Consider the following 12913-nt stretch of genomic DNA (forward strand, 5'->3'; position numbering starts at 1 on the left):
GCCATCCCCCGCAATACCACTCCCGACGCGGCTGTTATCAAGATGTAAAGAATAGGGAAACGAAACATCGTTTGCAGCATAGCGAAGCGCCCTCCCTTAGCAATTAATGTAATGCTCTTGGGATGTACGAGCAGGCTGGATCGCTTTCCAAATAATCGCCTGTTACCGCATAAGCCCTGGCCCTGGATCCACCGCAGATTTCTTTGAATTCACAGCTGCCGCACTTGCCCTTCAGCAGGGATTTATCCCGCAATTGGCGCATAATTGGCGAATTGCGGTAAATATCGAGCAGAGGTGTCTGTCTAACGTTGCCGCAGGGGACAGGCAGAAATCCGCTAGGGTATACGTCCCCGGTATGACTGATGAATACAAAGCCATCACCGTCGTTGACGCCTTTAGGAGCCCGTCCCAAACGATCGAAATGCTTAAGGGAAGCGGGCTCCCCTGATTGGTTGGCCTGGAATTTCTCCAGACTCCTTTCTTGTGCGATGACCCTGCGATAATGAGGTGCCTCCGTGGTCTTGATGCCAAACGGCATCTGGGGTCCCAGGTGGTACAGCCACTTCATGACATCCTCGTGTTGTTTGGGAGTGATCATATCTTTCCGCATGCCCCGGCCTGTGGGTACAAGAAAGAACAAACTCCAGAGGACGGCTCCCATCTCCTTCACCTTTTGAGCAGCAGCTGCTAAATCATGCAAATTGTAAGTGGAGACCGTGGTGTTGATCTGGATCGGAATCTGATGCTCTTGCAGGTAAGAGATCCCCCGCATGGTCATATCGAAGGACCCCTTGGTTCCCCGGAAATGATCATGAATTTCGGCGGTCGAGCCATCCAGGCTGAAAGCCCAACGGGAAAGACCGACCTCTTTAGCCTTTATAATAGCTTCTCTTGTTACCTTTGGAGTCGCACTTGGCGTCATTGAGACAGGCAGATGTTTCTCCCGTATGGCATAATCCGCAAGCTCAAATAAATCAGTTCGCATTAACGGGTCGCCGCCTGTGAAAACGAATAAGGGATGCTGCATATCGGCGATTTGATCAATCAGTCTCTTGCCTTCCTCGAAAGTCAGCTGCCTTGGATCCGATTTGTACTGTGCCTCTGCCCGGCAGTGTAAGCATTTCAAAGCGCAGGCACGGGTCACTTCCCAAATCACGATAAACGGGTATTCTTGGTAGTCGCGGGTTTGGAGTAAAGCAGTTTCCATGTGTACGCCCCCTTTCCAAATTCATGAGTAGTTCAGTCCCTATCATGATAATGAAATTGAGCGTCTACTGTTGTGAGGGAGATCACAAATGTAAATAAAAATGAATGCGTCAAATCATACCGGCATTTCATCCAAGCGGGTTCGATCGTTGATAACGTTATGCGAAGTGCTTGCCCGTATGACATTGAGAATGGTCAAGCTTCGTTAATGCAAAGCTAATTGCGTCGCCTGTCTTTTCGAAAAAGTGTTCCTGCCCGATAAAGTCGTCTAATCTTGTTCTTTTAAGCATTTGGCGTGGTTGGTTTTGCAGTTCGGCAATGAGTACGCGGCCGCCGTGCTTGTGAAAATGTTTGATGATACCGGATAAAATGGATTCGCCTGTAGAGTCTAAATAGGGAACAGCGGCCATTTTCAATATGAACACTTTGGGTTTGTCATGGGTTTCGTCCATCATGGCTTTCTCAAACAGCGTTGCGGCCCCAAAGAACATAACGCCTTCGACGGCGTAGATACTGATTTGAGGGCAATGATGCTGCTCAACCAACACGTGTGCGGCTGCTTGTTCATTTTTCTCGGAAGGAACGGGTAACACCTTGGCCGTAGTGAGAAGGCTGCTCATATGTTTGACAAAAATAATACCTGACAAGGCTAATCCAACCTCAACAGCGATTGTCAAATCTGCCAAAACCGTTAGAAAAAAGGTAGTAAGCAAAACCAAGGACTCCGCTGTTTTGGTTTTTAGAACGCGAGCGAACTCCTTACGCTCACTCATATTCCAAGCAACGACCATTAGAATGGGGGCCATACTCGCAAGCGGGATGTTCGAAGCATAGGGAGCAAATAAGAACAAAACCAACAGAACGACTACACCGTGAATGACCCCGGAGAGGGGAGACTCCGCACCGTTCTTAATATTTGTTGCCGTCCGTGCAATAGCTCCTGTTGCAGGAATACCCCCGAACAGCGGAGTTACCATATTAGCAATACCTTGACCAATCAATTCGCGGTTGCTGTTATGTCTGGTTCCCGCCATGCCATCAGCGACGACGGCTGAAAGTAAGGATTCAATGCCACCTAACATAGCTATGACAAAAGCGGGCTTTATTAAAGTTTGCATGTGTTCAATGGAGAGTGCCGGCACATGTATGCCAGGCAAGCTGGATGGAATTGCACCGTAGGTAGAACCAATGGTTGCAACTTGGTCAGGATAGAATAGGGATGCAACAATCGTAGAAATCAATAATCCTACTAATGAACCAGGAATTTTGGGTAACCGTTTTGGCGTCACAAGGATAAGAATCAGACAGATCACAGCAGTTATGACGCTATACTTATTAATTGTTGAAATATGAATGCCTAATTCCTTGATATTGGAGAGGAAATCCTGATGTTTATGAAGGTCGCGCAATCCGAGGAAATTGGCAATTTGTCCGCTGAATATGGTAACAGCAATTCCCGTCGTAAAACCTATTGTTACAGGGCGTGGAATAAATTGAATAATACTGCCTAATTTGAAGATTCCCATGAATAATAAAATGACGCCAGCCATAAAACCTGCGATAAGCAAGTTTTCGTACCCATACTGCATGACGATCGCAAATAGAATGGGTATAAATGCGCCAGTCGGGCCGCCGATTTGAAATTTGGCCCCCCCGAGTAAGGAGATTAATATTCCAGCTACGAACGTGGTATAAAGCCCGTACTCAGGCTTTACGCCTGAAGCAATTGCAAACGCCATTCCTAATGGAATGGCGACAATACCTACAATGAAACCTGAAATCAAGTCATTTTGAAATTTTTTTCGATTGTAGCCCTGGAATCTGCCGCTAAAAGAGAATTTCATATTCATTCCCACCCGTTATAAATATCTGATTATTTGAATATATAAAAAATCATATATACAAAACAAATGGATGTCAATTTGTTATTTTCTAAATAAACAAAAAGGAAGTCATCGAGAATTAGGACCCGATTTACTCCCTTTGTGTGAATTACTGATTTTTTATATTTTCTAACATTGAAATAGCATTCACAAGATGATTGTCAAAAATTTGCTTGGCAACAATAAGCAGGTCCTTAATTAAGGGGTCCGTTAGAGAGTAGATGACTGAAGTTCCGTCTTTAATCCCGCGGACTACGTTTTTATTCCTTAATACGGCTAACTGCTGCGAAACGGCAGAACCCTCGCTGCCTAAGATAGCTTGTATCTCATTAACGGTTTTATCACCCTCGACCAAAACTTCAAGGATTCTTATACGCAATGGGTGTGCTAGCGCCTTGAAAAAATCGGCTTTGAAATGCTGTATTTCTTGATACATAGCAGTCTCCCCTACTTATTAATATTCGAACATTTGAATATATAGAATATCATATCATAAGCAGGAAAGCATGGACTTTCGCAATCTAAAAAAGACCGGTTAACCCTTACTGAAGCCATTCCAACACGGAAGGGAACAATTCGCGTTCGATTTGGTCAAGATGTTTTTGTAGGGGGTGAATCGTTATTGTGAGACATCGCGTTAGTTCTTTTGCTTCTTTTTTCGTTATCCTTCCCGTCATCCGCTGAGTTCTCGTATGAAATAATTTGAGTATTTCCACAATGTGATGAAGCTCTTGTTCAAGAAGCTCACAGAGTGAGATTTGGAAAGCCGCGTAGGAAGTGGATGCTAGGAAAAGCAGGTCTTTCTCCATCTTCTGAAAAGGATAAAGGACATCTAATAAGCTCCGGATCTCCTTCACCAAATCCTGAATGAATATCATCCGTTGAGGCCTGTTATTCTCTGCTTCAATGCGAACGGAGAGTTCTAATATCAAATGTAAACCTTTCGTTATATCTTCATATACGACATGGAGTGAACGAAATTGTTTCTCGAGCATCCAACGCCAATGCAGGTAGCTATTCATCTCAACCTGACTGGTTATCGAATAAATATTTTGTACAGTATTCATGGAGGTGCCTCCTTTTTAGCCTATATCTGAATTTTAAACGTTCCACGCATGCTTGACTGTGATGTATCTCACGGCGGGTTCCCGTAAAGGGGGTGAGATAGTCAAAAATTTGGAGTGGAATGTCATATTATTGGAATCCACCGGGGGAAATCAGAGACTATAATGAAAAAGCTTCTTGGAAAGCGCTTTCTTCCTTGAAGCCATACCAAGATTATGGGGGAGGGGCAAATTGAGCAACTTACGGCAGTTAATCGCATTCATCCTCATCATGGCGCTCGTATGCAGCGCGATGCCGGGTGGCCAAGCTTATGCTTTGGAGAAAAGCGGGGAGCCAGGATTGTTGGCTTGGTACAAGCTGGATGCGCCTTATGAACTTAACGGTAAGAACATGGCGGAGGATTCCTCCGGCAATGGTCATCATTCCATCGGTGCAATCGGCACTTGGGTCGAGGATGGCGGCGTATACGGCGGGGCTTTATCGTTTAATGGCGTCAGTGATCTGATTCAGCTGAATTTGGGGTCAGCTCCGGCAGGATCGTACCTGAAAGAGGCCTTTACGGAGCATTCCGCTTCGTTATGGTTTAAAGCGAACGATACGCAAAAGCTCCAGGTGCTGTACGAACGCGGAGGCAATGCGTCCGGTATGGCGATTCAATTGAACGCGAACAAGCTGGAGGCCGCTGTAGTGAGCGGTGAGCGGACAACCTTGTCCGTCGATTTTACAGATACTGCATCTTGGCACCATACGATGGTTACTTTCGACGAAGGAACGTTCACGCTGTACTTGGATGGGAAGGTCGCCGCAACGGCTGCAACGTCGTTTACAAAAGTGAATAGCGCACTTAACGAAGCTGCCATCGGCGCAAAATACGCCGTATATGCATTCGGAGGAGACAACAAGACCGGGGCTTGGTTCAACGGGATGATCGATAATGTGCGTTTGTACGACAGAGCGGTTATGCCTTCGATCGAAGTGACCGGGGTCACCCTGGATAAGGCGCGGTTGACCGCGACGGTCGGCGAATCGGTGTATCTTACCGCTTTTCCCCAGCCGTCGGTCGCGACGAATCGCAATGTCACCTGGACTTCCAGCGATGAATCCGTCGTGACGGTCGCCGTTTACGGTTCAGGACAAGCAGCCGTCGTAGGCAAAAAAGCGGGCAGTGCAACCGTAACCGCGACAACCGCGGATGGCCATTATACAGCTGAGAGCGTTGTTACCGTCCTTCCGTCGCGGATCTCCATGCCCTTCGAGGGACTGGAGGCCTGGTACAAGCTGGATGCGCCATTCGCTTACAACGGCAGGCAAGTTGCAGAGGATTCCTCTGGCAACGGGCATCATTCTGTAAGCGCTGTCGGAGCCTGGCTGCCGGATGGCGGTGTTGACGGCGGGGCCTTCTCCTTCAATGGATCGTCAAGCATCCTACAACTCAATACGAATACAATGCCGTTCTTAAGGGATGAGTTCTCCGCATTCACCGCTGCGATGTGGTTCAAGCCGGCGGATCTGAACACCAGACAGGTATTGTTCGAGCGCGGAGGCAATGGGGCAGGTCTGGCCATTCAAATTCATGGAGGGAAGCTTGAGGCTGCCGTTGTGAATAACAAACCCAAAATTGATCGAGTCCTTCTTTCCACAGAGCTGACCGGTGCAGACGAATGGCATCACGTATCCGTTTCTTTCGGTAATCAATCCTTCAAGCTGTTCCTTGACGGACAATTGGTCAAAGAAACGGTTACGTCTTTCGACAAAGTTGCCGCAGCAGCTAACGAGGGGGCGCTTGGTGCGAGATTCGCCGTCGATGCTTTCGACGGATCGGCGACAGGAGCCAACTTCAACGGGGTTATCGATGACGTTCGCTTGTACCATGCTGCCGTCGAGCCTGTCGTAGGTACGGTCCATCCGCAAAGCGTCAGCCTGAATCGGACGGCGGTTACGCTGGGGACGGGGCTTTCGCAGGAGCTCGCTGCAACGGTTATCCCGAAGCATGCGACGAATCAGGATGTGATCTGGTCCTCCAGCGACGAATCCGTCGCGAAAGTTACATCGACCGGCGGTCTGAAGGCTGCCGTGCAAGGGATATCGGAAGGAACGGCGACCATTACCGTGACAACGGTCGATGGGGAATACAAGGCGATGAGCATCGTAACCGTCGAGAATATTCCGGTTGCAGGGGTAAGTCTTACGCCTGAGGACGCAGAAATTACGGTGGGAACGACGCAAGCCTTAACGCCGAAGTTCCTGCCTGCCAATGCGTCGAATCAGAAGGTAAGCTGGTCTTCCGACAATTCGTCTATAGCATCGGTTGACGAATCGGGTGTCGTGACAGCGCTTCAGCCAGGTACAGCAACGATTACCGTGGCGACAGCGGAAGGGGGGCATACGGCTTCTGTGGTTATTACAGTCAAGGGCATACCGGTCGCGGGGATCTCTCTGAATCACCCGAAAGTTGCGTTAGCGGTAGATCGGACGCATCTGCTGTCAGCCGCGATCGTGCCTAAGAACGCATCGAATCTTCATGTAACCTGGTCGACTTCGGATCCTTCCGTGGCAGCCGTTGATACGAGCGGCAGAGTGACGGCCGTGGGACCGGGCAACGCATTCATAACGGTAACAACCGAAGATGGAGGCTTGACGGCGAGCAGTGAAGTCACGGTGTACCCATCCGCTCTAGAGAAAATAGATAACCTGTTTCGTGTCGATACAGGGCCCGATCTAGGCAAGAAGGCTACTCTCTATGACGGAACGATCGAGAAGTATAACGGCTACTATTATGCGATGGGAACCGGTACACTCGGACATGTGTATCGGTCGAAGGATATGATTCATTGGGAAAGTCCTTATAGGTTAATTTCAAATGACCCGAGTACGATGCCTCCGACAGTGAATCCGGCTGATTACAACGAATTAGGGGCATCTGACCTGTTCTTTCACAACGGGGTGATGTTCTATACCTACAATGGCACCTCGTTGATCTACGGAGACCCGAGTACGATGAATACGGTACCGGATTTTCGTAACGCCCTCTGGGATAAGAAGTTTGACGATGGTATTGACCCGCAGCTGTTCGTTGCGCACAACGGGGATTTGATCTTCTTGCGCAAGGTAAATCCGGACGAGGTGGATCCGAATACCGGGAAGGCTAAGCCGGGGAATGCCGGAGCGTGGGTATGGAACGTACAATCGTTCTTCAACGAGAAGGGCCATCCGGGCCGGAGCAAGGCGATCGAGACGGTTCATACACAGAAGGGCCAATGGGCCAATGTGAACTTCGTCAATTTCGAAGGACCGGAGCTATTCTACCATAACGGCCAGTATTACATGTTGTATGTCGGAAATCAGATGTTCCCGGAAACAGGACTTTATGAGACCGGGGTGGCGCAAGCGGACAGCTACGATAAAATTACGAATGAAACCAAATACCCGGGCAAGCTGCTGGCGCGCAATATGGAGGGGTTGCTCCTGAAATATAAGGTCATCCTGCCGACGGCCGAGCATGGCGGTCAGCCTTATCAGTATACCTTCAATGCGCCCCAAGCGGGCTGGAACCATATCGGCTCCGATACGAAGGGTTGGGTATCCGGGGAGGGCGGCTTCGGCTGGCCGGATACGAGAACGGGGAAAATCCCGACCATTTACAACAACGGGAAAACGGCGCCGTCCGAGATATGGGCGCATCCGAACGGTCAGCCCTCCATGTGGGCGAAACGCTCCTTCCATCTGGATGCTGTGCCGGAGACCACGGCGCTGCGCTATCGTCTGGAGGGATATGGAAAGCTGTATGTGAACGGCAAGGAGTTCTTCGCGTTCAATGGTCAGCAGCGAGCTTACAAGATGGTCGAGGTTCCCGCCGAACTTCTGCAGGCCGGGGAGAACGTGATTGCCGTAGAAATTAGTAAAGACGGCGGGGACCCATTGAATTTCTACCATCTGGATTTCGGTCTGTACGATACGAACGGTCATCCGGTTGAGCCCGATATTATCGGACCGTCGCAACCGAATATCATAAAGGGGCCGAACGGCTTCGAGACTTGGGCCACCTATAAGGCTTTCTGGAACAGCGATAACGGGCAAGGAAAGGATCGCGTCTACTTCTGGGATCAGGAGATGGTCGTCGACGGACCGACGTCTTATGATTCGGAAGGGATTCATCCGGATGCCTGGACACCGACGTTCCAGGACCGGTTCGATTCGGAAGCCAGCTTGCAGCATTACGACATCCCGGGGGCAGGCGTACGGATCGACAACGAGGCGTTGTACTTTAACAACCCTGGCGACTCGAAACAGGTGCTGCTGAACGGTTACGAAGCGGAAAATGTCTTCGTAGAGGCCAATCTCCGATTCGATGACAAGGATTTCGGAGACGAGGGGCAGGCCGGCATTGTGGTATGGCATCAGGATGAGCATCATTATGTGAATGTGTTGGTCGACCGCGATGACCGGAAGCTTGTCGTCCAGTCCCGCATAGACGGCGTTTCGGAGAGCTCGGTCATAGACCTGCCTTCGACGTTCGCCTTCCTGGACGATGACCCGCGTGCCAAAGACTTCGCGGAGCAATATCATACGCTCAGGGTCTATAAGAACGGGGCCAAATTGTTTGCGGAATTGGATCACTACACGCTTAACGACGACCGGCCGGTGTTCGAGCATGAGTCGATGGCTGCTCCAGGGCGAATTGGCTTGATCAGCAGCAAGGCCAAGGTTCGGATGGATAACGTAACCGTGACGACCGGTTGGAGCGAATACGGAACGTATATGAACGGTTGGGATCAAGCGTGGTCGGTTACCGAGAAGGGCTTGCAGTCTCCTGAAGCCGGTGAAGCGCTCACGGTGAAGGGCGATCGGATGCTCGGGCATGAATTTTCGGTGAATGTGAATACGGGCTCCCTGCCAGACAAGGGTAAGGCGGGCGTCATTCTCGCGTATGTCGACGACCGGAACTACGTGACGGCAAGTACGAATTACGCCACGAACGAATTCGAGCTGCGCAAGGTTGTCGATGGCCAGGAGGAGATGATGGCCGTCGCTCCCACAGCGAGAGACACGATCTATGGGCACAGCAACTACGCAGAGAACGGTCAGCGCGAGTATGTATACGATCTGCGCGCAGAAGCGGAGATTTCATCGGCGAAGATCCTGTGGTTCCATGGTCCGTTCTCGTACATGAACAAGAACTTTGAGCTGCCTCCATCGAACTCGGCAGATTTCAAGTTCGACAGCTGGACGAATGGTTGGAACCCGGTACCCTTTACGTATCAAGATAAGGGAAAAGGCGATTATCATATTGCCGGCTTTGAGGAAAATGTGAAAACCAGTCAGCTTCGATTGAGCGTCCCCTCGGAATCGAATCGTCCGTTCTCTTTCGCCCTTCGGGAAGAGATCAGCGCGCAAAACTTCTACAAAGTAGTTAGGTCGAAGGGGAAAATCTATGTATGGGTGAACAACAATCTGATCTTCGACGCAGAGGATCCATTCTTCAACAGACCCGCTCAGGCAGGCCTTTATACCGATGGCATCCAGGCCGCCTACAACGCCCTAACCGGCTTCGACGTATCGGGACAGCTTCCTGCGAGCGATGACGGCGGCGCTTCTCTGACCGTGAAAGCGGAGGTGGCCGGCCAAGCCGGCAGCAACGGATGGTACGTTTCGGATGTCAATGTCACTCTGCGTCCGCAAGGAGAAGCCTTGGATCACGTCAACCTGTTCTACAGTCTGGATGCGGGAGGCACCTGGCACGCGTACAGCCACCCGATCGCGATTTCCGCCGAAGGCGTGAGTGAGCTCCTCTATCGCGCCGAAGATGGGGCCGGGCATACAACGAAGATCGCAACGCTCACCATCAACATCGATAAGACCGCGCCTGTCATCGCGTTAAATGGACTGTCCCCTGTCACCGTGCCAGCCGGCGGGACTTATAACGAGCAAGGCGCAACGGCAACCGATAATATCGGTCCTGTGGGTGAGATTACGGTTATAGGTGAAGTTCATACCAACACGGCAGGCACCTACACACTGCGATACCGGGTTTCCGACCAAGCGGGGAACGCTGCTGCGGAAGCGGTACGGAAGGTAACGGTCGAGGAGGCAGAGGATGCATCCGAAACTGGCGAGCCTGCCGGCGAAGGCAGCCAGACGGAGGGAACCCCTGCCGGAGGAAGCACAGCGCCGGCCTCCGGGAGCAAGGAACGGCAAACGGATGTGAGCCCGGAAGCAAGCAAGCAGTTGGAGCTGGAAGGCGGAGTAAAGATTCAAGTTCCTGCGGGCGCCGTGTCTTCGAAGGGGACGATTCGGATCACGGTTGTCGAACCGGACCAGATTCCCGCGAATGGCGCTCTTCAACCGGTCAGCCGGATTTTCGAACTGTCCAGTACGACGGGCGATCGGTTCTCGAAGCCGCTTGAGCTTTCATTCGTCTACGAGGCCAAGCAATTGAAGCCGGGAAGCCAACCGGCCGTGTACTATTATCACGCAGGCCAGAAGCGTTGGATGTTCCTCGGCGGTACCGTTAATGAAGGCGGAACGATTCGGGTGAATGTCGACCACTTCACGAAGTTCGCCGTCTTCTCCTATGAACCGGCAGAGATGAAGGACATGGCGAGCCATTGGGCGGCAAGCTACGTGCACCGCCTCGCAGGGATGAATGTCACAGCCGGATACCCGGACGGAAGCTTCCGGCCGGAAGCAACCGTTACGAGGTCCGAATTCGCTAAGATGCTGGCTACGGCCTTAGGTCTTGAAGCAGCCTCCCGCGACACGAACTTCTCGGATGAAGCGGATATCCCGTCTTGGGCGAAGCCGCACATCGCGGCCGCCGTACAAGCGGGCCTGATTCAAGGCTACGTGGAAGCCGGCACGACTAGCTTCCAAGGGCAGCTCGCCGTGACGCGCGGGGAAGCCGCCGTGATGACAGCGAGAGCTTTGCAGCAATACGGAAGAAGTACGGCCGGTTTGACGAGATCTGCACCGAGTATGACAGACGCCTCGGACATTCCGTCCTGGGCGAAACCATCGATCGACCACGCTCTATCTGCGGGCATCTTGAATGGTTACGAAGATGGCGCTTTCCGCGCTGGCCGTACAACGACAAGGGGCGAAGCAGCCGCGATGATTTATAAATTGCTGGCCGCATTGGGCATATAGCTTATTGAAATAAAACGGAGCGCCGCGGGTTTGCGGGCTCCGTTTTATGCGTTATTCTGAAGCATCACATTTTTTTACTGTAGAAGGACAAGATAGATTCTCAAAACGGTTGAGAAATCTAGCATAATGAATTAACATACAGGAGTAGTTCATCCCAGTGATAGGAATGCAGATGTGCGCTTCATTAGAAGCGTCAATTAACGCTATATTTTCTATTGTAACGGTGGAAGCCCTTTTCATGAAGGGTTTTTGTTTTGATGTGAATGCTCAGTAAGGCTATTACACTTCATAGGAGTTGACTAACGAATCATGATGAAGAAAGAAATCGCACATATTCGCAAGCAATTTAAATTGGATCACGAGATGCTTAAAATTTTCGATATTTTCAACGTGTATATCATGAAGGAAAGCAATGAGATTTACCATTATGAGCGCCAGCCGTTCGCCCTATTGGACAGGGAGAAGCAGGAACTCTATATGATCAATTTCAAAAAACTGCTGACCGGCGAATTAGATCAGAAGATGTTCGAGTTAAAGTTTCAGGAGGAAGCGGAGCAGCCTACGCAGGTGCTTCTTCATCAAGGTCTGGTAACCGGGAATCCGGAAGAATGGCAAGATCTCATGCTCTTGTTGGTGGAGAAAATGCTGGTGGATACCCAATACGAACAAGATACGGTGGTAACCTTCGTCCGTGGACAATACTCCCGTCCGACCAAGGCCAGGAACGAAGAAGCCGAGGTGAGCGAAAAGGACGAGATGTTCGCGAATCTGTTCATTCTGTGCAGCGTGAATTCCACGGAACAACAGCGGAAAACGCTCATGTTTGATTATGTGGAGAGGGAATTCAAGTACAACGTCTTCGTAGACCCGATCATCAAATTGAACACGCCGGAGCAAGGCTTTTTCTATCCTAGCGTGACGGACAACTATTCGGACATGAATCGCATTCTGTATTGCGCAGGGAAAGCGAATGAACCGAATCCGCGATTCATCGAGCAAGTCCTAAATGCCGAGAAGACCGTGACGGCGCTAGAAGAGAGAGCCATTTTCGAGGACATCGTGAAGGAAGTGGCGGGCGAACAGCTGGATGCCGCTACGATCGCTCATGTGTACGAGGAAATTCACCGGGTCATCGAGTCCAACGAGGAAGAAGAGCCTCCTAAGCTGGATTATAAAGATGTGGGGCGCATGCTGTCCGCGAGCGGCGTGGAGAACGTGACGATGGAAAGGGTGGAACGAGCGTTCCAGGCGGTCGTCGACGACAAAAACTATGAAATCAAAGCGAGCAGCGTCATTCCGAAGTTCACTTCGAAATCGATTAAGATAGATACGAAGGTAGCCACGATTACGGTCAGTCCGCAAGATTTAAAGTACGTGAGACAGGTGAATTATCAAGGAAAACGCTGTATCCTGATCGAGGTTGACGAAGACGCCGTGATCGAAGGATTTACGCTTAGTACGGAGACGTTGTAGAGACGTTGTAAGCCCAAGCTTATGCATAGGAACCCAGTCGGCCTGCTTCGATTTAATAAACCATTAAAAAACTTCCCTCCTATTGCCCGGAGGGAAGTTTTCTTCGTTGGAGCCGGTGGAATAGGGGGACGCAGGTGGGAAAA

General features: G+C 50.6%; 6 protein-coding genes. 2 read left to right on the forward strand and 4 right to left on the reverse strand.

Annotated features, from left to right (window positions below):
• Positions 1-103: 103 nt before the first annotated feature.
• The 4 genes from J2X61_RS15205 to J2X61_RS15220 form a co-directional block, all read right to left on the reverse strand.
• Complete coding sequence (locus tag J2X61_RS15205; protein WP_310188798.1) at positions 104-1207, reverse strand: TIGR04053 family radical SAM/SPASM domain-containing protein; 1104 nt, start codon at positions 1205-1207, stop codon at positions 104-106.
• A gap of 157 nt (positions 1208-1364) precedes the next feature.
• Positions 1365-3056, reverse strand: coding sequence for a SulP family inorganic anion transporter (locus J2X61_RS15210; RefSeq protein ID WP_396135452.1), 1692 nt, complete (start codon positions 3054-3056; stop codon positions 1365-1367).
• A gap of 142 nt (positions 3057-3198) precedes the next feature.
• The gene (locus tag J2X61_RS15215; RefSeq protein ID WP_274467553.1) at positions 3199-3525 is read right to left on the reverse strand and encodes an ArsR/SmtB family transcription factor; all 327 of its coding nucleotides are present in this window, start codon (positions 3523-3525) and stop codon (positions 3199-3201) included.
• A gap of 106 nt (positions 3526-3631) precedes the next feature.
• On the reverse strand, positions 3632-4156 hold the full coding sequence (locus J2X61_RS15220; RefSeq protein WP_310188805.1) for a hypothetical protein: 525 nt from the start codon (positions 4154-4156) through the stop codon (positions 3632-3634).
• A 229-nt stretch (positions 4157-4385) separates the two neighbouring features.
• On the opposite strand from J2X61_RS15220, the gene J2X61_RS15225 reads away from it, so the two are divergent.
• Together J2X61_RS15225 and J2X61_RS15230 are read left to right on the forward strand one after the other, a co-directional pair.
• A complete protein-coding gene (locus J2X61_RS15225) occupies positions 4386-11297 on the forward strand; it encodes an Ig-like domain-containing protein (RefSeq protein ID WP_310188808.1) in 6912 nt (2303 codons plus the stop codon).
• Between the two features lie 309 nt (positions 11298-11606).
• Positions 11607-12770: a DUF4317 domain-containing protein gene (locus J2X61_RS15230; RefSeq protein ID WP_274467556.1), complete on the forward strand. Its 1164-nt coding sequence runs from the start codon at positions 11607-11609 to the stop codon at positions 12768-12770.
• The last annotated feature ends 143 nt before the right edge of the window (positions 12771-12913 follow it).

It is taken from the genome of Bacillus sp. 3255, assembly GCF_031456485.1.
Taxonomy (GTDB): domain Bacteria; phylum Bacillota; class Bacilli; order Paenibacillales; family NBRC-103111; genus Paenibacillus_E.